We start from the raw sequence: 21,315 nt of genomic DNA on the forward strand, positions 1-21,315 counted from the left end.
TATGGTATTATAGTATGTTTTGTCTTAAAAATCTGACCGTCTGTTAATACGTTCCGCTGTTTTATATGCATCGTAAATGCCCCAGATCCAGACAAGCGGGAACGTCACAAAACCAATCAGCACCCACATAAGCGCTGAGTTAATCATTTGGACAACAATTAAAATCAAGCCTTTCATAATCTGGCCGTTGTAAATTTGTCCGACGCCAGTCCAAAATACACTCAAAACCGCGGCAATCCCCGGATTTTTCGTTAGCAATGCGCCCATCTCCTTTTGTTATCTTCTTACTATGTACATACGGAAGCAGCAGAAAAAAGTTTCATTTATTTTTTTACTGAAACATAGAATATAATTTCATCGCATAATAAGCGATTCCTGCCCCGATCAACGGCCCGACCGGCACTCCATTAAACAGCGCCACTGCCAGAACGGTGCCAAAGACAAGAGCCGTAGTAATATGCGGGTCTTCCGCTAGCAGAACAACGCCGTTTTTAGCAATGAGCGCCACAATGATTCCGGCTGACAGTGCGATCCAGGCATATGGAGATTTCAATGCTGATCCTAGCTCCTTAAACCCGATTGCCCCTGTGGCAATCGGGACAAGCACAGCAATCGTAATGACAGTCACTCCCCAGTTAATGCCATTTTTCCCCATCAAGTCAAACCACTTTGCGTCAAGGCCAATGGCTTTTAACGCAAGCAAAAAGCCCGATGCGATCAGCAGCGACTGATTCTTCGCAATCAGGCTGATGACGACCAGCAGCAAAAGAAACAAATACGCTTGCACATTTTCACCTCCAAAAAAAAGACGCATGAACACGCTCCTTTCCTCATACGTCTAGTATAGAAATGGAGGCATGTACCATGCGGATTACGTTTCAATCTATTCTTATAAGTGCAGCCCTGCTGCTGCTTTACTGGCTGCTGCCCATTTTGAAGCCTTTTATCGCCGGGGCATTTTTTGCCGCAGCCTTACATAAACCAGCCCACTTTATTCAAAAAAAAGGTTTTTCATCGCGGAGCTCTGCTGTCTTTATCGCTTTAATCTGGATACTCTTTTTTTTCGCGCTTTCTCTTTTTTTGTTCGGCTGGATCAGCGCTCGTACTGCTTCTCATCTGAACTATGTGATCCCGCACTATATGCCCATTGCCAGTGCGCACCTGGCCCAGGCCGTTCAAGAGGTTTTATCTTTTTTAACAGCCGATCAAAAAGAGTACCTTATTCAGTCGATTGCATCGTTAGAACAGTCCGTTGGGACGCTGATACAGGACTATGCAGGAAAGTGGCTTTTAATCGGTACAGGCTATGCCCTTGCTCTCACTGGCACAGCGGCTGAAATGATTATCGCTGTACTGACCGCTTTTTTCCTTGTAAAGGATGGCACGGCACTGATTGCTTTTTTACCTGAACCAATCCGGCAAAAAACAGCAGCAGCAGCTGATGACTTTTCTTCATCCCTGTATGCATTCGGCTACGCACAGCTGCAGCTCTTTATTCTCACATTCATCGCCGCTTCGATCGGCTTTTTCTTGCTCGGCATTCCGCACATTCTAGAACTTGGCTTTTTAACGGCTGTGCTGGAATTTCTGCCGATTATAGGCGCCAGCCTTCTTTTTATTCCACTGATCCTGTTTTCCTTCATAACCGGTCAAACAAAAACAGCCCTTTTCGCCGCTATCCTGTATATCGTCCTGACATTGATGCGCCAGCTGATGGAGCCAAAGCTTGTAGAGGGTGCGGCCGGTCTTCATCCGCTCGCCATGCTGTTTACTGCTTTTGCAGGTTTCCAGCTGGCAGGCGTATTCGGATTAATTGCCGGTCCTCTTTTCTTTCTTGCTTTTTTGTCGATGCACCGCGCTGGCCTCATTTTTACAAAACGTTAGCGTGGCCGTTATAAATAATGCCGCGTGCTGCATCTACTGTAATTTCCTGACCGTCTGACAAGGTAGCCAAAGCCCCTTCAACGTCCACGATAACTGGAATGCCCAGATTAATGCCGACAACAGCCGCGTGGCTTGTTAGACCGCCTTCTTCTGTGATGATCGCACTGCACTTTTCGATGGCCGGCATCATGTCACGATCCGTTCCGTATGTGACGAGAATATCTCCCGGTTTTACTTTTTCCAGTGCTTCAGATGACGTTTTCGCCGTTACCACTTTTCCGTAAGCAGAATGGCGGCCGATCCCCTGTGCTTTCAACAAAATATCCCCAACAACATGGATTTTCATTAAGTTTGTCATGCCGGATTCGCCTACTGGGACACCCGCTGTTAACACAACAAGCTCACCGTGGCTGATGACGCCTTCTTCTAAGCAATGCACAACTGCGTTATCAAGCATTTCGTCTGTAGAAGACACGCTGAGACCCATAAGCGGGAACACGCCCCAAACGAGTGAAAGGCTTCTTGTGATACGTTCGCTGTCTGTCACAGCATAGATTGATGCTTTTGGACGATAGCGTGAAATCATTCGTGCTGTATGTCCGCTTGATGTTGGTGCGATAATCGCTTTTACTTCCAAAGCTTCCGCTGTTTTCGCGACCGACTGGCCAATCGCATCTGTCATCGTCATGCGGCCTGTGTTATTACGGCGGCGTGGTGGAATGTCCTTCATTTGAAGCTCTGCCTCTGCACGGACGGCAATGTTATGCATCGTTTGAACAGCTTCAAGCGGGTACGTACCAGCTGCCGTTTCTCCGGACAGCATGATTGCATCCGTTCCGTCAAAGATCGCATTGGCAACGTCACTTGCTTCTGCGCGTGTTGGGCGCGGATTCCGCTGCATGGAATCAAGCATTTGTGTTGCTGTAATAACAGGCTTGCCAAGAAGGTTGCATTTTTTGATCAGCTTTTTTTGAACAATCGGCACTTCTTCTGCAGGAATTTCTACGCCAAGATCCCCACGGGCAACCATTAGTCCATCGGATACTTCAAGAATCTCGTCGATGTTATCGACACCTTCCTGATTTTCGATTTTCGGAATGATTTGAATGTGCGTTGCATTGTTTTTCTCAAGCAGCTCACGAATGTCCAGCACATCAGATGTACGGCGGACGAAAGAAGCCGCAATAAAGTCAACATCTTGCTCGATACCGAAACGGATGTCATCTGCGTCTTTTTCTGTAATGCCCGGAAGGTTCACAGAAACGCCCGGTACGTTCACACCTTTTTTGTTCTTTAACGTACCGCTGTTTAAAATGCGGACGCCGATCTCCCCTTTTTCACGGTCAATGCCCGTCACTAAAAGACCAATTAATCCATCATCGAGTAAAATGCTTGAGCCTGGCTGTACATCATTAATTAAGCCTTCATAACTAATGGAAAACTTTTCAGGTGTTCCAAGCACTTGCGTCATGGAAATAACCGCATCTTTGCCGCTTTCTAGCTCAATGGACCCGTTCTCCATCTCGTGTGTGCGGATTTCAGGACCTTTTGTATCAAGCAAAATGGCTACTGTGTTGCCTGTATTTTTTGCCGCTTGGCGAATATTTTGAATACGTGCTGAATGCTCTTCATGGCTTCCATGGGAGAAGTTTAAACGTGCGACATTCATGCCCGCTTTCATTAAGGATTGCAGCGTTTCAAGACTTTCGCTTGCCGGTCCAATTGTACAGACGATTTTCGTTTTTTGCATCAATAGTTCCTCCAGTTTTGTGATTAAATCGAAAGCTCCTGTGATAGTTCATACATCCGCTGATCTACCTTGTGCGGCTTCGATAATGCTTCAATGATATCATAATCAATGATTTGGTTTTGCTCAATTCCGACAGCCCGGCCGCCTTTTCCTTCTAGAAGAAGTTCAACAGCGTGAGCGCCAAGACGGCTTGCAAGAACCCGATCAGAAGCACTCGGTGTACCGCCGCGCTGCATGTGGCCCAGCACAGAAACCCGCGTGTCGAATCCTGTCAGCTCTTCAATAATAGCACCAAATTTGTTTCCTGTCATGACACCTTCTGCCACAACAATAATACTGTGCTTTTTGCCGCGCTCCTGGCTGCGTTTGAGTTTAGCGGCCACTTTATTCATGTCATACGGTGCTTCCGGAATTAAAATGGTCTCTGCCCCGCCTGCAAGACCTGACCAAAGCGCAAGGTCTCCCGCATGACGACCCATTACTTCTACGATAAAGGTCCGTTCGTGAGAGCTTGCCGTATCTCGAATTTTGTCGATCGCATCAATAACAGTATTTAACGCTGTATCAAACCCAATTGTGAATTCTGTACCCGGGATATCATTGTCGATTGTTCCTGGAACGCCCACACAAGGAAATCCGTGCTCAGTTAATGCTTTTGCTCCCATGTAGGACCCATCTCCACCGATGACAACGAGTCCTTCAATACCGAATTTCTCCATTTGTTCGATGCCCTGCTTTTGGCCTTCAAGCGTTTTAAATTCCAGGCAGCGGGCAGAACGAAGCATCGTGCCGCCGCGGTGAATGATATCACCAACAGAACCACGATCCAGCTGTTTAATTTGCCCGTTAATCAAGCCATGATATCCCTGATACACACCGAATACTTCCATGTCATGGTAGATTGCCTTACGGACAACCGCACGCACAGCTGCATTCATGCCAGGCGCGTCTCCTCCGCTCGTTAGTACTCCAATTCGTTTCATACTCTGTCACCTCTAAAAAAATTATTGTCAGTCACAACTCTCATATGCCTACCTTCTTTTAAGATAACAGAACGTATGGCTGTTCACAATCTTTACTCAAAAAGTAAGCGTTACCAACCGAAAAACGCCACGATTCTTTCTTCACACAGAAAAAACCGGCCTTGAAAGTTATTCTTTCAAGCCGGCTTCTTGTTCAGCGTAGCCGCCAATGCGTTTGTATTTTTCATAGCGCTGGTCGACGAGCTCTTCGTGAGTTTTGCTTTTCAGCTCTTGAACAGCAGGCAAAAGAACTTGATCAATGAGCGCCGCTTGCTGTTCGGCATTACGATGTGCTCCCCCTCGGACCTCTGGCACAATCTCGTCTACGATGCCAAGAGCACGCAAATCTGGCGCAGTAATTTTCATCGTCTCCGCTGCTCTCTTTGCAAGGCTTGCATCCTTCCATAACAAAGCCGCCGCGCCTTCAGGTGAGATCACGGAATACGTCGAGTTTTCAAGCATAAACAGCCGGTCACCTACACCGAGAGCCAGTGCCCCGCCGCTTCCGCCTTCCCCGATGACGATACAAATAATCGGAACAGTCAAACCAGCCATCTCAAAGATATTACGGGCAATGGCTTCACTTTGCCCACGCTCCTCTGCCGCTTTTCCAGGGTAAGCCCCTTTTGTATCAATCAAGCAAATAATCGGCCGGTTGAATTTTTCCGCCTGCTTCATAAGACGAAGCGCCTTCCGGTAGCCTTCCGGGTGCGGCATACCGAATGTGCGCTGAATATTTTCTTTCGTATCCCGGCCGCGCTGATGGCCAATGACCGTCACCGGCTGGCCATGGTACTTGGCTACACCGGCAACGATTGCTGCATCATCCCCGTACGAACGATCACCGTGCAGCTCAAAAAAGCCTTCGAACAAATAAGGAATGTAATCAAGCGTCGTTGGCCGGTTTGGGTGGCGTGCCATTTGAACGCGGTCCCAGGGCGTCATGCTATTGTAAATGTCATCTTCAAGCTTTTTCAGCCGCTGCTCCAGTTTATCAATTTCATCTGATAAATCCACGTCCGATGAGGTCGTAAAGTTTTTTAATTCAGCAATCTTTTCCTGAAGGTCACGGACTGGCTTTTCAAATTCAAGTCCTGTCATCTTTCTACACCGCCTGTTTGATGAATATCAAGTAAAAACGAGAGCTTTTCTTTCATTTCATTCCGATGAAGCACCGCGTCAAGCTGGCCGCAGTTCAACAGGAATTCAGCCGTTTGGAAGTCATCCGGCAGTTTTTCGCGTATCGTCTGTTCAATAATCCGCCGTCCGGCAAACCCGATCAGTGCCGCGGGCTCCGCAAAATTAAAGTCCCCGAGTGAGGCAAAGCTCGCAGATACACCGCCTGTTGTCGGGTGCGTCATAATGGAAATGATTAACCCGCCCCGGTCGCTTAATCGCTTAAATGCCGCTCCTGTTTTCGCCATTTGCATGAGAGATAGGACACCCTCCTGCATACGTGCTCCTCCGGAAGCAGTAAAAATGATAAACGGCATCTGAAGACGAATGGCTTCTTCAACAGCGCGGGTAATCTTTTCACCGACAACTGACCCCATGCTGCCCATCCGGAAAGAAGAATCCATAATGGCGACAACGGCCGGAAAGCCGTCGATGTTTCCGACTCCTGTGACAATTGCTTCATTTAAGCCTGTTTTTTTTCGGTCGGAAGCGATCTTTTCTTCATAATCCGGAAAGCCAAGCGGATTGGCAGTAGAAAGCGTTGCGTCCAGCTCACGGAAAGATCCTTCATCAAGCAGAAACTGGATTCTTTCCGATGCTTTCATCGGATAATGATAGCCGCAGCCAAAGCACACGTGATGATTCTTCTGTAATTCACGCGTATACATAATTTTTTTGCATTTCGGGCATTTTTGCATAATTCCTTCGGGTACATCCTGCTTGGCTGCTTCCGATGGAATGGTTGCATATTTTATCTTTTTTGGTTTCTGTTTAGTAAACATGTTTTTAATCGCCACAGTTCCACCTCTTCACTGACGTTCTGGAAATTGAATTTGCTTTGCTGCCTCAAGCAGCTCATCCAGACGTTCATTTTCCTTGTCGCTCCCTGCGTAATCGGAAATAATCATCCATATGTTTTCAAGAAGTCGATTATCCGCTTTTTCCATATAATGATCAAAAGAAAGCTGCTGATCCCTGCTGGTCAAATTGTTTTTTTGGGCAAGCAGCGCCAGGCAGCCTAATTCTAAAATGGCTTTCACTTCTTGTACATCCTTCTTTTTCTGATCCTGATCAAAAAGGAATGCGCCAATGAGCGGAACCAGCTGATGATCTTTAAAGTCCCGCAAAAACGTCCCCTCGCCGCGCCTCGTTTCAATAAGGCCCAAAAGCTCCAGTGCCCGTAATGCTTCACGAACAGACGAGCGCCCGATGGAAAGACGATCTGATAATTCTCGCTCTGATGGAATTTTGTCACCTGAACGAAGAGCATCTGTTTTAATCATTGTTTGAATTTGCGCGATGACGGCCAAAAATTTTGATGGCTGACGTGCTGATTCTTTCATTTCGTCCCCTTTTCCAAACAGGAATGGATGGTGGTCTGACCACGTAATTCACTTTCATTACTTTAAACGATTCAATGAAAATTGTAAAGGAGGGCCCATTTATTTCAAAACGACATTTTTCGAGCCGCACATCGCTTTTAATTCTGTCAGCAAGGCTTCAGACGGCGTAATAGAGTAGGTGGAACGGAGACGTACCGTTTCGTTTGTCCGCTCGTGATGAATGACAACGGACGACTCTCCGGGAAACCGCTGAAGCGTTTCATACACGTTCTCCGCTGCTTCACTTTCTCCGATTCCCGCTGGCAGTTTAATATAAAGAGTTTGAGCTGATTCCAGCATCCGCTGGAGGCCGCTTTCGATCGGCTCAAGGGTTTGCGCAATAAATTGCAGCCGGCCGTTTCGTTCTTCTGTTGATCCAGCCGCCACGACAGCGGTTCCTTTCCGCACGAGTTCTCCCGCCTTGCGGTATATCTCCGGGAACAGCGTCATTTCCTTTTCACCCGTTTCGTCAATCAAAGAGGAAAACGCCATTTTTTCTCCTTTTTTCGTCCGAATCTCCCGCACTTCTCCAATCAAGCCTGCGGTCATTACTTTTTTGCTTTTCATTAAATCGGCGATTGGCACAGCACCTGCTTGCTGAAGGGATGGCCGGTGTACGGCCAACGGATGATCCGATACGTAGACACCTAACAGCTCTTTTTCCTTTTCCAGCTTCAAATCACCCGGCAAGGCAGCCGCATCCGCATATTTCGGCTTGAATGACACACCAAGACCTTCAAACAAGTCGCCCTCGTTTAGCTCCGCATGCTCAAGAGCTGCATCGATACTTGCCAAAAGAACGGCCCGGTCCTGATCCCACTCATCCATCGCGCCGGCATAAATCAATGCTTCTATCACTTGCCGGCTGACAGCATCCGCTGGGACACGCTGGCAAAATTGAAATAAATCGCTATAGCGTCCATTCTTCCGCTCAGTGATGATCGCACTGGCTGCTTTTTGGCCCACTCCTTTAATCGGAACGAGTCCAAAACGGATACCATTGTCTTCCGGCTGAAAGGAATAATGACTTGTATTGATGGATGGTGCTAAAAAGCCAATGTTCTGTTCCTTCGCTTCTGCCGCATACTGACGAATCTTTTCTTCATTCCCAGCGTGCGAATGAATAAGCGCAGCTAAAAAAGGAGCCGGGTAGTGTACTTTCAGCCAGGCAAGCCAGTAGCCAATCATGCTGTAGGCAACAGCGTGGCTGCGGTTGAATCCGTAATCAGCAAATCGGACAATTAAGTCATACACATCAATCGCTGTTTGATCCTCAATGCCCTTTTCCCGTGCCCCCTGGACGAAACGGACTCTTTCCTCTTCCAGTGTTTGTTTTTTCTTTTTGCTGACGGCTCGCCGCAGCAAGTCCGCTTGTCCTGGCGTAAAACCGGCCATCTTCACAGCAATTTGAATAATTTGTTCCTGATACACAATAATTCCGTACGTCGGCTCTAAAATGCCCTGAAGATCCGGATGAGAATAGCGGACATGCTCCTTGCCGTGGCGCCGCTTTATGTAAAGTGGTATTTGTTCCATCGGACCCGGCCGGTACAGTGCGTTGACAGCCACCAGGTCTTCAAACCGGTTCGGCTTTAAACGCGTCAGGACACTTTTCATTCCTTCTGACTCAAACTGAAAGATCCCGTTCGTTTTTCCTTTGCCAAACAGCTCAAAGACGAGCGGGTCCTCTAATGAGAGAGCCGTTAAATCAATGGCCTTGCCTGTCAATCGTTTGATAGAAGATAGAATTCGTTCAATGGTGGTCAAGTTCCGGAGACCGAGCAAATCCATTTTCAGCAGACCAATGCGCTCCAATGGCTCCATTGGATATTGGGTTAAATAAACGCCCTCGTGCCCTTCCATAATGGGAACGTACTGTGTAAGAGGCTGTTCTGAAATCACCATTCCGGCTGCATGGGTGGATGTGTGGCGGGGCAGCCCTTCGAGTTGAAGTGCCGTCTGGTAAATCCGCTCATGAACAGGCGATTCATTGCGCCACCTGTTTAAATCCACCTGTGAAAGCTTCATACCGGACGTCGAAGGAATCAACTTCGACAGCCTTGAAAGCTGCGCTGTATCAAAGCCGAAGACGCGAGCCGTATCCCGCATGACTGCTTTTGCCGACAGCGTGCCAAATGTGACAATCTGGGCGGCATGAACCGCTCCGTATTTGCCGGCAATGTACTGAATCACTTCATCTCTCCGGTAGTCTGGAAAATCAATGTCAATATCCGGCATGGTCATTCGTTCCGGATTTAAAAACCGTTCAAACAGAAGATCGTACTGTAGTGGATCAACCGCTGTAATGCCAAGAGAATAAGCAACGAGAGACCCCGCGGCAGAACCACGCCCGGGACCTGTCAGCATCCCTTGCTTTTTAGCAAACTGCATGAAATCATGGACAATTAAAAAGTAGTCGCTGAAGTTCATCCTGCTGATCACTGACAGTTCATACTCGAGCCGGTCTTGGTAGCCGCGGCTGCTTTCAGGAAGTCCAGACAGGCAAAGCTCCTTCAGCCGTTCGTCCGCTGTCACACCGGATGGAAGCGGGAAAGCAGGAATCAATCTTCGTTCAAAATCTATTTCAACCGAACACAGTCTGGCCACTTCGATCGTGTTTGACACTGCCTCCGGTATGTCCTTGTACAAAGACTCAACCTCAGCTTTTGACGTAAACGCATAGACTGCTTCCGATAGTTCCTCTTCCGCTTCAATGGAGCGGTTTTCACGAATCGCCTGCAAACACGTTGAAGCAAAAGCACCTGACTTGTTTTCATACTGGACGTTGCCAATGGCGACAGGGGGGATGTTCTTCTGTTTCGACAGCTCTAGAAGAAAACGTTCTCGGCTGTCTCCACGAAGCCCGATATAAAAATGGCTGAAGACTCTCTGAAAATGCTCCGCTGCTTCCTGTGAAGGATCGCCGTCTAATCCCGGCAGCACCGCCAAAAGCCCGTCTGCGTAACCATCCAGCCATTTCAGCGGCAGACCAGTTTTCGCTTTTGTTTGAAGAGCACTGGAGATTTTCATCAGATTTTGAAATCCTTTTTGATTCCGAGCGTAGAGGAGCAGTGGATACGATTGGCCATCTGTTTGATGGGAGGCAACCTCAGCTTTCATTCCAATAATCGGCTTGATGCTTTGGCTGGTGCAGGCAAGATAAAAAGGAATGACGGCATGAAGGTTGTTCCAATCTGTCAGCGCAACAGCCGGACTGCCGATTTCCTTTGCTTTTCGCGCGATCGCTTCAGGCGTAAGCGTAGCTGCGCGAAAGCTGTATGCCGTTTCTGTTTCAAGATGGATCAACACAAGCCACCTCCTTTCAAATTTTGGTGATATCATTTATTTTTTCAGAGCAAAAAACAGTCTATTTTTCTAGAAAAGAACATTCAGGGCTCCGGGCTGCCGGCTGTAGTGGTTTTAAAGGAACGGAGTGAATGACTGACGGCTATTCTTGAAAACGTTTGGCATCAACAAGGAAGCCCGCTTTTCCTACCTGGTGAAAAGCAGAGGGTTCTCATCCCTTTTTTTCCAATCAGAACGATTTCCCTTTTTGGTTTTACACTCTGCTTTTCCTCCCCACCAAGGCGGCTGGCGCAGGACGGAGACTCCTCGGGGATCAGCGGGTCAGGTGAGATCCACTTTTGACGCGGCAGCGGCAAAAGTTAGCTCACCGCCCGCCCCCAGGAACGCGCAGTCCTGCAGAAGCCGCCCCTACTGTGTTGGCGCAAGCACAGTGGCTGTGAAAAAGAGACATGGTCACCCGGTATTAATTTCCATATTTCCATAACAGCATATGAAGAAAGAGAAAAGCTCCTTCTTCTTCTCATTATTGCTGCTCTACAACAAGTGCTTTTAAATCGGCTAACACCTGGTCTGCTTCTTCCCATGAATACACGCTTGCGCCTGCAGCCATTGGATGGCCGCCGCCGTTGTATTTCATTGCGAGACCGTTAATAACAGGTCCTTTTGAGCGAAAACGGACGCGGATCTGGTCTTTTTCTTCGATAAAAAACACCCACGAGCGAATTCCTTTGACGCTGCCTAAAATAGAGACGAGCAACGACGTTTCCGCCTGCGTTGCGTTAAATGTTTGAAGCAGCTCTTCTGTTAAGCGCACTTCAGCTACACCTGAATCATCCATCTTGAAATGCTGCAAAATGTATCCTTCTAATTTCAGCACGTGCGCGTCTTTTTCATACAAATCATTGAACAGCTGCTGGCGGTCGAATGAATACTGCATCAGCTCTCCTGCGTACTGCATCGTTTCAATCGTCGTGGATGAGTACAAAAACCGCCCGGTATCGCTGACAATGCCTGCATACAGAAGACGGGCAGCGGCATCATTCATTTTCAATTGGCCGTCAGACGTTTTAAACAGCTCATAAATCATTTGGCTGCACGCCGCAGCGTCCACATCTACCCAGAGCAAGTCACCATACGGGTCTTCATTCGGATGATGATCAATTTTAATAATTTCCTTGCCGAGCTTGTAGCGCTGATCACAAATGCGTGCCTGGTTGGCCGTATCACAAATGATCACAAGGGCCTGTTCGTACACACTGTCATCAATTTGATCGAGACGCTTCATAAAATAAAGTGTCGGCTCTTCCTGTCCAACCGTGTAAACCGTTTTTTCCGGAAAGGTCGCTTTAATGATTTCTGCAAGTCCTCCCTGTGAGCCGTAAGCATCCGGGTCAGGACGTACATGTCGGTGAAGGATAATCGTGTCGTATTCTTTAATTTTGTCAATAATGTGTTGTTTCAATTTGTTTCCCCTTTTCAAAAGGCTTGTTCCGGTGGAAATCCAACGCTGTTCCCGTTACAATAAAACGAGAGTATAAAAACGGAGGAATACAGTGGATGCCTAATTTCTTTTTGGTTGTTGTCATTGTTTTAGCGTTTATTTTTTATCTTTTTTATAAAATTCAGTACGTTCGAAGCCGGCGGCCGATGGAACGAAAATGGCTGTCCGCAAAATCAAGCATGGTGCTAGGTCTTTTCGTCGGTGTGTTTGGGATTAACACCCTGCTTCTTCAGCAGACAACCACCGCTTATATCATTGCCGCCATTTTCATTTTATACGGATTCGCCAGCATGGTTGCCGGCTACAAAATGTACAAGCACTACTTGCCGTTTGCCCGTCAGGAAGCGGAAGAATTGGACCAGTAAGCAGGCACACAACGTGCCTGCTTTTTTTCTCGTTAGCGGTCAATCAACTGGCACATCATCATGACCTTTCCTGCCAATACCCCTGCGTTGTACACTTCCACGTCCACTTTCCCGAATTTCCGGCCGATTTCAAGCACCTTTGGCATAATGTGAAGCACAGACTCCATTTGAACAGGCTTTAGAAAGTAAATCGTGATGTTTTCCACAACCAGATCGCCTCGCTTATGCGCCCGCAGCGCCCGGTTCGCCGCCTCTGTTACGACTGTTGTAAATACCCCGTATGAAATCGTGCCGAGCTGATTCGTCATCTGCGGTGTAACCTCGAATTGATACCCGCCGGTTGTAGCGTGGTCCTCCGGCAGAATCAGCTGTTTAGCGATCGTATCATCAAGCGTTTCTGCAGCCTGAGGCTGTCGCTGTGCCATTTGCATCGCTTTTAATACGTCTTGCCTGCTGACAATGCCCTGCAGGCGGTTGTGCTCGTCTACAACCGGCAGCAATTCAATGCCTTCCCAGATCATCATGTGGGCGGCTGACGCAACGCTTGTTTTCAATGTAACCGTAATGGGGTGCTTGGTCATGACTTTTTCAATCATCATCTCACGGCCGCTTCCCATAATATCCTTCGCCGTCACCATTCCGAATACCTTCAAGTGATCATCCACAACCGGGAAGCGGCTATGGGACGTTTCACGGTTTTTGTCGAGCCAGTCCCCAACTGTATTGCCGAGTTCAAGAAACACGCTGCTTTCCACCGGGGTTAATATATCCCCGACCAGGACGATTTCTTTTTTTATTAACTGATCGTAAATAGCCCGGTTGATCATGGCCGCAACAGTAAACGTGTCATAGCTTGTCGAAATAACCGGCAGTTCCATGTCATCCGCTAATTTTTTCAGCTCGTCTCCGGCTTCGAATCCGCCGGTAATTAACACGGCCGCTCCCGCCTGAAGAGCAAGCTCATGGGCTTTTACGCGGTTTCCGACAATTAATAAATTGCCCGGACCTGTATAGCGCATCATCGCTTCAAGCTGCATTGCCCCGATCACAAATTTGTTTAACGTTTTATGTAATCCATTCCGTCCGCCCAGCACCTGGCCATCCACAATATTAACCACTTCAGCGAACGTGAGCTTTTCAATATTTTCCTTTTTCTTTTGCTCGATTCGGATCGTCCCGACGCGCTCGATGGAACTGACCATTCCTTTTGTCTCCGCATCCTTAATAGCCCGGTAGGCCGTCCCTTCGCTGAGGGAAAGTGCTTTGGCAATTTGGCGCACGGAGATTTTTTCGCCAATCGGCAATTCCTCGATGTACTGAAGAATTTGTTCGTGTTTCGTTATCAATGGCTCCACCCGTCCCTTTCCGCTCTCATTCCTTTCTTCATTATAAAGGAAAACGAAACGAAAAAAAAGAAGCCGCCTTGCGCAAGGCAGCTTCTGTCATTACAGTTCTATATGGTCGCCCGGCTTCATGACCTTGCCTGTTCCGGCAGCGACTTTGGACGTGAAATCTTCCGGGTTTTGGCGAATCGGCGGGAATGTATCAAAGTGAATCGGCACGACGGTTTTCGCTTGCAGAAAGCCCGCTGCCACGGCGGCATCGTCCGGTCCCATCGTAAAGTTGTCGCCAATCGGCAGGAAAGCAAGATCAATCGGATGTCGTTCTGCGATCAGCTTCATATCAGAAAACAGTCCAGTATCGCCCGCATGATAAACGGTCTTCCCTTCATTCATAATAAGGACACCGGCCGGCATGCCCATATACAAGAAAGTGCCATCCTCCTGCTGAAGTCCGGACCCGTGAAACGCCTGAGTGAATTTCACTTTTCCGAAATCGAATGAGTAGCTGCCGCCAATATGCATCGGATGAGCATTGACCCCCTGATGCTGCAGGTAAAGCGCCAGCTCGTTCACGGCAATGACAAGAGCGCCGCTCCGCATCGCAATGTCAACCGTGTCGCCAACGTGATCACCGTGCCCATGTGTCAGCACAATAAAATCTGGATTCTGCTCGTCTGCTTTTAAATCGGTCAGCTCATTTCCTGTAATAAAAGGATCAATTAAAACTGTTTTTCCGTTTGTTTCGATTTTGACGATGGAATGTCCGTGGTACGATACTTTCATGGTGAATCCCCTTTCTTACATGCATTACTTTGCTTTTTTCCACATTAGGGCCCGTTTAAACATGCTCGTGAATATTTTCTGAAATGTTAAACATATCACTTTTTATTTTCTCGTTTTGTTGTAAAATGTAAGTATAAGGGGGAATGACTTATGTTGAAGTACCAGCACATATTGGTCGCAGTTGACGGATCGAAGGAAGCCGAATGGGCCTTTAAAAAATCTGTTCAAATTGCTAAACGGAACGGCGCTTCGTTAAATCTCGTTCACGTCATTGACACCCGTTCTTTTGCTGCGATCGAAGCATATGACCGCTCCATCGCTGAACGGGCAACAAAGTATGGAAACGAGCTTCTTGATGAGTACAAGAAGGAAGCCGAAACCGCCGGCGTCACGCACGTAAATGCATTTGTGGAATACGGCTCCCCTAAAGTCATTATTCCAAAGGACGTAGCAAAACAAGTAGAAGCGGATTTGATCATCTGTGGTGCAACCGGCTTAAATGCAATGGAGCGCTTCCTCATTGGCAGCGTTTCCGAGCACATTACCCGCGCCGCCAATTGCGACGTATTAATCGTTCGTACAGATGACATCGAAGACTAAAACCGCACGAAAAAACCCGCCACTCCTTTGGCGGGTTTTGTTTATTTAAGCAATTCTTTTGCCGCTTGAATCTGGTTTTCGACCTGGTCGAATCCAGTGCCGCCTAGAGACTTCCTTCTCTTGACTGCTTCGTACGGAGACAGAACGCCGTAAATATCTTCTTCGATTACATTCGATGCTTCTTTCAACTCTTCCATGGAAAGATCGAGCAGGAAGCAGCCTTTTTGAATGCAAGTAAACACAAGCTTGCCGGTAATTTCATGCGCTTCGCGGAACGGAATCCCTTTTGCTGCCAGGTAATCCGCAAGCTCTGTCGCATTAGAGAAATCATTTTGCACAGCGTCTTTCATGCGGTCTTCATGCACCGTCATTGTATCGACCATGCCGGCGAAAATTTTCAGTGAGCCGAGAACCGTATGTACGGTATCGAACATGCCCTCTTTGTCTTCCTGCATATCTTTGTTATACGCAAGCGGAAGACCTTTTAAAATAGTCAGCAGACTGAACAGGTTGCCGTATACGCGTCCTGTTTTGCCGCGAATAAGCTCGGCCATATCCGGATTTTTCTTTTGCGGCATAATGCTTGAACCGGTGGAGAACGTATCATCCATCTCGACGAAGCGAAACTCCTGGCTCGACCATAAAATGATCTCTTCCGCAAAACGGGACATGTGCATCATCAAAATCGATGAGGTGCTTAAAAATTCAAGAATGAAATCACGGTCACTGACCGCGTCCATGCTGTTTTGATACACAGCTGAGAAGCCGAGCAGCTCCGCTGAACGCTGACGGTCGATCGGGAAAGTCGTACCGGCGAGAGCCCCCGCCCCGAGCGGAGACATATCAATCCGTTTCAACGCTTCTGTATACCGTTCTTTATCACGCTGAAGCATCCAAAAATACGTCATCAAATGATGGCCGAATGAAATCGGCTGCGCACGCTGCAAGTGCGTATAGCCCGGCGCAATCGTTTCTTTATGCTTGTCTGCTTTCTCCACTAAAACAGACTGGAACTGGCTGATTAATCCGATAATGTCTTTGACCTGCTTCTTCAAGTACAAATGCATGTCCGTCGCGACTTGATCATTCCGGCTTCTTCCAGTATGAAGCTTGCCGCCAACAGGACCAATCGAATCAATCAATGCTTTTTCTAAGTTTAAATGAATATCCTCAAGCGATACCGAAAATTCGATTTCACCAGCTTCCGCTTTCTTCTTTAAAGCGTCAAGGCCTGACTTGATTTGATTCATTTCTTCTTCTGTTAATATGCCTGTTTCACCAAGCATGGTCACGTGGGCGATGCTGCCTTCGATATCCTCGAAAACAAGCTCCTGGTCAAATGAGATGGACGCACCGAATTCGTCTACCCACTCTTCCGCTGATTTTTGAAATCGGCCGCCCCATAACTTTTTCGTCATGATTACTTAAGCCCCTTCTCTTTATGAACACGCGAGCTGACAACTGTTGGAAGGCCATACAGATTGATAAAGCCAATCGCAGATGCATGGTCAAACGCGTCATCTTTTGAATACGTAGCAAGCGCTTCGTCATACAATGAATAAGGAGACTTTCTTCCTTCTACAATGGCATGGCCTTTAAACAGCTTGACACGAACCGTTCCAGTTACGTATTTCTGTGTATCCTTTAAAAACGCAACAAGTGATTCACGGATCGGGTTGAACCAAAGACCGTCATAAATAATTTCAGTCAAGCGCTTTTCAATAACCGGCTTGAAGTGAGCCAGTTCTTTTACAAGCGTGATATCTTCAAGCTCTTTATGTGCTGTAATCAGCGTTGTGGCACCTGGTGTTTCATACACTTCACGTGACTTGATTCCGACAAGGCGGTTTTCAATATGGTCAATACGGCCAATGCCGTGTTTGCCTGCCACTTCATTTAAGTGAAGAATAAGCTCAGCAAGCTCCATTTTCTCCCCGTTTACAGCAGTCGGTACACCTTCTTCAAATTCGATCTCAATGATGTCTGGCGTATCCGGTGTATCTTCAAGGTGAGCCGTTAAATCGTATGCATCAAGCGGTGGCGCTGCCCAAGGGTCTTCCAGTGCGCCACACTCATTTGCACGGCCCCACAGGTTTTGATCGATAGAAAACGGGCTTTCCTTGCCGATCGGCACAGGAACATCATGCTGCTTCGCATATTCGATTTCTTCTTCACGCGACCAGGCCCAGTCACGAACAGGCGCTAACACTTCAAGGTCCGGGTTCAATGCGCGGATCGCTACTTCAAAGCGAACCTGGTCATTTCCTTTTCCAGTACAGCCGTGTGCAACCGCTGTTGCATTTTCCTGTTCCGCAATTTCAACAAGCTTTTTTGAAATAAGCGGGCGTGAAAGAGCAGATACAACCGGGTATTTGTTTTCGTACCACGTATGACCTTGAAGAGCCACAAGAGCGAAATCTTCCGCGAATTCTTTTTTCGCATCGATCATATAGCTTTCCACCGCGCCTACCTGCAGCGCTTTGTTTTTAATAAATTCAAGATCTTTTCCTTCACCGACGTCCAGGCAAACAGCCACTACGTCATACCCTTGTTCCTTAAGCCACGGAATGGCGACAGATGTATCAAGACCACCTGAATATGCTAAAACGACTTTCTTACCCATCTATTTACTTCCTCCTCTTAATTACAACTAACAGTATAATTATTCATCTGAATTAATTTTTATTCTTTAATATGTATAAAGAATATCACGTTCCAAAGGGTCTTTCAAGTGGTTTGCTGAAAAAAATACAGTTTTTTGTGTATTTATGTAGAAATCATGTATATTCTGGCGCTTTGCTATTTTATTCGCCTTTTACTATGATAGAAGAAACGTACGTAAAGCAGGTGATCTTTTGTTTCAGCACGATGAGCGGCTCGGTATACAGCTGCCTGCCCTTAAGCGGGAGTGGCATGATTACTCAATGGATGAAAAGCAGGAAATGATGCATAGGTGGGAAATGATACGCGGCCAAATCCCAGACCGCATTCAGGAATTGGAGAAGACAATTAATCGAAAGCAATTTGAACTGGATCGTGAAGAGGATTTCGAGCAGTCCTGCCGCCTTAACACCGAAATCAGCGAGCTTGCTTCTATTATTAACGATTTATGGCTTTGGTTTCGCACCGTTCCCGATGTTCACTCTACTACAAAGTTACATTCATGAAAGAACCGGCTTTTATGGTCCGTTCCTTTCATAATGTTGAAAAACAAATGTGTAAAATGAATCTTATTGTTTTTTCAAGATTGTTCCCTTTCTCAGAGCAAAGAATAGCCTATTTTTCTAGAAAAGAACATCCAGGGCTCCAGGCTGCCGGTTCCGCTTTCCGGTGGGGCGAACGCTGAACCAGCCCAAAAGCGCGGCTGTTTCAGCCTGTCCGCTCGTCCCACTGGAGTCTTCACCGGCACCCCTCCGCCCGTAGTGGTTCTAAAGGAACAGCGAGCATGACAGGCGGCTATTCTTGAAAACTTGTGACATCAAGAAGGAATTCCTCTTTTCCTACATAGTGAAAAGCAGAGGATTCTCATCTCTTTTTTCCACTCAGAACGATTTCTATTTTTGGTTTTGCAATCTGCTTTTCCTCCCCACTAGGGCGGCTGGCGCAGGACGAAGACTCGGGAGGGATCAGCGGGTCAGGTGAGATCCACTTTTGGAGCGTAGCGACAAAAGTTAGCTCACCGCCCGCCCCTCCGAACGCGAAGTCCTGCAGAAGCCGCCCGGACTGTGTTCGCGCAAGCACATTGGATTTGAAAAGAGAAGTGGGCACCTGCTTTTATGGAAAGAACCGGCTTTTAGGGCCGGTTCTTTTTGTCGTGCAGGTAACGGTATTGGTAGTAGTGTTCAGCCAAGATGGCGGTTTGCTTGATGGTTTGGTAATTTACCCCCGCACTGACCGCCATCGAAAGAAGCGGGATGGATGACTTACGCGGCTGAAGCAGCCGGACAGAAGCCAGCTTTATCGCATGAATAAGCGGCTTTTGCAGCATCGATTCGTTTAACCCCCAGCTTTCCTCATCTATGTAGGACACCTTTTCTTCCACTTCCGTAATGAGCTTTGCCCAGCCATCTGCTTGAAGCGACGCCGGGAGCAGTGACGTATACAGAAGATGCAGTGTATGCTCCATTTCAAATGGCTGGCGAAGGTCCACCCCATAAGAAAGCGCGGTCGTTTGAATCGTGCGGATTTGCAGCATCGTGATTACAAGCAAGTCAGCCAGAATAGGCAGTGTTTTGCCTGTCCCCGTCAGCGCTCCCTGGACAGCGGCCGCAGCACGGATTTTATCTGACTGCTGCTGACAGATGAAATGCAGCTGATCAATGGATAAGCGGCGCATCTGCTCAATCGACTCAATATCCTCTTGAAAAAGACGCGCTGTTTCCATTATTCGCGTTTTCGTTCCCTCAAGGACCGGCTCTTTCTGCAAAAACGAACAAATCCAGGCCGCTGACTGGTCCAGTTGCCCGAATAAACGGCTCGCGGCATCGTCCGGCAGCGCGGCTGTCAGTTTATTGACCTGCGCTTCGATCCCGCTCGCTTCGTCACTTTGATTGGAAACGAGCTGCTGCTCCCATTCCATCAGCGCATTCCAATGCACTTCATCCTGCTTTGTCCACATGAATGTCACCCCTTCTGATGCTCGCTAAACCAGCGGTCAATTTTTTGAACGATCGCTGCTGTCGCTTTTTTATCGGTTAAGGAAGGCATTGCCGCGAGAAGCACTTCTTTCGGCTTTTTCACTCTCGGTGATTTTTTGCGCACCATTAAAATGCTTTTAGCTGCCTGCTTGTTTTTAAAAAGCGTTTCAGGCAGCTGAATGACACCTTCAATGTACGCTTCCTCGGTTAAAAAGCGCTGAAGCTTTTTCGCTTCTGCTGATTCAAATAAGCCGTTAGGAATAATGAAAAAAAGCTGGCCGCCCGGCTTTGTATGCTGAAGGCTTTGTTCAATAAATAAATGGTGCGCATAGGAATGACCGCTGTCTGCTTTTAGCTTATACGAAGCGGCCCGCTCGTCATTTGGATAATAGCCAACAGGCAAATCGCATACAACAACATCGACCGGGTCGATTAACAGTGGCTCAAGCGCGTCCTGGTTATAAAGGGTAATTGGGTGGTGCAGCAGGTTCGATCCGGCATAGGCGAGCTTTAACAAAACGTCATCAATATCAACACCATGTGCTTCCGCTTTCCCGTCAAATTCATTTAAAACCGTTGTGACGAGATTGCCTGTCCCGATCGCCGGATCAAGCAATGAAAAGGAGTCGGATTTGCCTCTGCTTTTTCGGAGCAAATAGGCGATGAACAGGCCGATTGAATCAGGGGTCATTTGATGATTCGGCTGTACATGCTCTTTCATTCCTTTTAAAATAGCCAGCTGATACGACTTGCGCACCGCTTCTTTCGAATAACGCTCTAATTCCATCTCATTGTAAAGCTTTAACAGCCGTTTTTCATCCACTTCACTCAGCTCTTCCTGTAAAACGTAGCCGTGAAACAGATTCTCGGCGGTTTCACCGAGCGCCTCTAAATATGATATGCCTAACAGCCGGCTTAACACACCGGCTGATTCATCAAGCACGGTAAACAATTTCTCTACGGTTAATTCCTGCATATAAAAAGTCCTCACTTTCGGGCCGCAAAAAACAGCCGGCTCCGACATGATGTCAAAGCCGGCTGCGAAACGAGCCTGTACTGAATTAGTTTGCTGCTTTTGCTGCTTCAATCGCTGCATCGTAGTTCGGATGATCGGTTCCTTCACCGACGTATTCCACGTATGTGACCGTATCCGTAGAATCAATCACAAACACAGAACGCGCAAGAAGACGAAGCTCCTTCATTCCGACACCATAGCTTTCAGCGAAAGAAAAATCGCGGTGGTCAGACAATGTTTTCACATTCTCAAGACCCGCTGCCGCACACCAGCGTTTTTGAGCAAACGGAAGGTCAGCTGAGATGGTCAGCACTTCAACGTTATCCACTTTTGCTGCTTCTTCATTGAAACGGCGTGTCTGTGCGTCACAAACACCTGTATCAATTGAAGGCACGACACTGATTAAACGAACTTTCCCTGATGTATCTGAAAGCGTGACAGGTGACAAATCATTTGCCAGCACCGTAAAATCCGGAGCCTTGTCCCCCGCTTTTACTTCGTTTCCGATCAATGTCATTGGATTCCCTTTAAACGTTACATTCGCCATTTAT

20 protein-coding genes are annotated in these 21,315 nt (G+C 47.5%); 4 read left to right on the top strand and 16 right to left on the bottom strand.

The window, feature by feature from the left end:
- Window positions 1–24: 24 nt before the first annotated feature.
- Window positions 25–258: a hypothetical protein gene (locus tag BW952_RS03795; RefSeq protein ID WP_231581523.1), complete on the bottom strand. Its 234-nt coding sequence runs from the start codon at window positions 256–258 to the stop codon at window positions 25–27.
- A gap of 73 nt (window positions 259–331) precedes the next feature.
- Window positions 332–787, bottom strand: coding sequence for a DUF441 domain-containing protein (locus BW952_RS03800; protein WP_240514997.1), 456 nt, complete (start codon window positions 785–787; stop codon window positions 332–334).
- Between the two features lie 77 nt (window positions 788–864).
- On the opposite strand from BW952_RS03800, the gene BW952_RS03805 reads away from it, so the two are divergent.
- The gene (locus BW952_RS03805; protein ID WP_045852440.1) at window positions 865–1,884 is read left to right on the top strand and encodes an AI-2E family transporter; all 1,020 of its coding nucleotides are present in this window, start codon (window positions 865–867) and stop codon (window positions 1,882–1,884) included.
- Here BW952_RS03805 and pyk read toward each other — a convergent pair.
- From pyk to BW952_RS03840, 7 genes are all read right to left on the bottom strand, one after another.
- Complete coding sequence (gene pyk / locus BW952_RS03810) at window positions 1,871–3,634, bottom strand: pyruvate kinase (protein WP_045852441.1); 1,764 nt, start codon at window positions 3,632–3,634, stop codon at window positions 1,871–1,873. The two genes, BW952_RS03805 and pyk, sit on opposite strands and share 14 nt — an antisense overlap.
- 23 nt (window positions 3,635–3,657) lie before the next feature.
- Window positions 3,658–4,617, bottom strand: coding sequence for a 6-phosphofructokinase (pfkA, locus tag BW952_RS03815; RefSeq protein WP_045852442.1), 960 nt, complete (start codon window positions 4,615–4,617; stop codon window positions 3,658–3,660).
- A 168-nt stretch (window positions 4,618–4,785) separates the two neighbouring features.
- Entirely contained in the window at window positions 4,786–5,757 is a 972-nt protein-coding gene (gene accA / locus BW952_RS03820) for an acetyl-CoA carboxylase carboxyl transferase subunit alpha (RefSeq protein ID WP_045852443.1), read from the bottom strand.
- Window positions 5,754–6,614, bottom strand: coding sequence for an acetyl-CoA carboxylase, carboxyltransferase subunit beta (gene accD / locus BW952_RS03825; RefSeq protein WP_045852453.1), 861 nt, complete (start codon window positions 6,612–6,614; stop codon window positions 5,754–5,756). The genes accA and accD overlap by 4 nt, the downstream gene beginning before the upstream one ends.
- Before the next feature lie 27 nt (window positions 6,615–6,641).
- Entirely contained in the window at window positions 6,642–7,175 is a 534-nt protein-coding gene (locus BW952_RS03830) for a FadR/GntR family transcriptional regulator (RefSeq protein WP_052698555.1), read from the bottom strand.
- Window positions 7,176–7,274: 99 nt separating this feature from the next.
- Window positions 7,275–10,523 (bottom strand): DNA polymerase III subunit alpha, encoded by a 3,249-nt coding sequence (gene dnaE / locus BW952_RS03835; protein WP_052698556.1) that lies wholly within the window; start codon window positions 10,521–10,523, stop codon window positions 7,275–7,277.
- Window positions 10,524–11,043: 520 nt separating this feature from the next.
- Complete coding sequence (locus BW952_RS03840) at window positions 11,044–11,982, bottom strand: DHH family phosphoesterase (RefSeq protein ID WP_045852445.1); 939 nt, start codon at window positions 11,980–11,982, stop codon at window positions 11,044–11,046.
- Between the two features lie 95 nt (window positions 11,983–12,077).
- Between BW952_RS03840 and BW952_RS03845 the strand changes: the two genes are divergently transcribed.
- Complete coding sequence (locus BW952_RS03845) at window positions 12,078–12,386, top strand: YtpI family protein (RefSeq protein ID WP_045852446.1); 309 nt, start codon at window positions 12,078–12,080, stop codon at window positions 12,384–12,386.
- Window positions 12,387–12,418: 32 nt separating this feature from the next.
- Here the strand turns inward: BW952_RS03845 and BW952_RS03850 are convergent, their stop codons facing one another.
- Window positions 12,419–13,732, bottom strand: coding sequence for a CBS domain-containing protein (locus tag BW952_RS03850; protein WP_045852447.1), 1,314 nt, complete (start codon window positions 13,730–13,732; stop codon window positions 12,419–12,421).
- Between the two features lie 99 nt (window positions 13,733–13,831).
- Window positions 13,832–14,512, bottom strand: a complete 681-nt coding sequence (locus BW952_RS03855) for a metal-dependent hydrolase (protein ID WP_045852448.1) — start codon at window positions 14,510–14,512, stop codon at window positions 13,832–13,834.
- A gap of 150 nt (window positions 14,513–14,662) precedes the next feature.
- On the opposite strand from BW952_RS03855, the gene BW952_RS03860 reads away from it, so the two are divergent.
- On the top strand, window positions 14,663–15,112 hold the full coding sequence (locus BW952_RS03860) for a universal stress protein (RefSeq protein ID WP_045852449.1): 450 nt from the start codon (window positions 14,663–14,665) through the stop codon (window positions 15,110–15,112).
- A 41-nt stretch (window positions 15,113–15,153) separates the two neighbouring features.
- Here the strand turns inward: BW952_RS03860 and argH are convergent, their stop codons facing one another.
- Window positions 15,154–16,530, bottom strand: a complete 1,377-nt coding sequence (gene argH / locus BW952_RS03865) for an argininosuccinate lyase (protein WP_045852450.1) — start codon at window positions 16,528–16,530, stop codon at window positions 15,154–15,156.
- A 2-nt stretch (window positions 16,531–16,532) separates the two neighbouring features.
- Complete coding sequence (locus BW952_RS03870) at window positions 16,533–17,735, bottom strand: argininosuccinate synthase (protein ID WP_045852451.1); 1,203 nt, start codon at window positions 17,733–17,735, stop codon at window positions 16,533–16,535.
- Between the two features lie 232 nt (window positions 17,736–17,967).
- Between BW952_RS03870 and BW952_RS03875 the strand changes: the two genes are divergently transcribed.
- The gene (locus BW952_RS03875; protein WP_045852452.1) at window positions 17,968–18,279 is read left to right on the top strand and encodes a hypothetical protein; all 312 of its coding nucleotides are present in this window, start codon (window positions 17,968–17,970) and stop codon (window positions 18,277–18,279) included.
- Window positions 18,280–18,905: 626 nt separating this feature from the next.
- Here the strand turns inward: BW952_RS03875 and BW952_RS03885 are convergent.
- The 3 genes from BW952_RS03885 to tpx form a co-directional block, all read right to left on the bottom strand.
- Complete coding sequence (locus BW952_RS03885; protein WP_045850331.1) at window positions 18,906–19,730, bottom strand: EcsC family protein; 825 nt, start codon at window positions 19,728–19,730, stop codon at window positions 18,906–18,908.
- A gap of 5 nt (window positions 19,731–19,735) precedes the next feature.
- Entirely contained in the window at window positions 19,736–20,725 is a 990-nt protein-coding gene (locus BW952_RS03890; RefSeq protein ID WP_045850333.1) for a class I SAM-dependent methyltransferase, read from the bottom strand.
- Between the two features lie 85 nt (window positions 20,726–20,810).
- Window positions 20,811–21,311, bottom strand: a complete 501-nt coding sequence (gene tpx, locus BW952_RS03895; RefSeq protein ID WP_045850330.1) for a thiol peroxidase — start codon at window positions 21,309–21,311, stop codon at window positions 20,811–20,813.
- Window positions 21,312–21,315 lie beyond the last annotated feature (4 nt).

It is taken from the genome of Domibacillus enclensis, from assembly GCF_900156125.1.
Taxonomy (GTDB): Bacteria; Bacillota; Bacilli; order Bacillales; family Domibacillaceae; genus Domibacillus; species Domibacillus enclensis.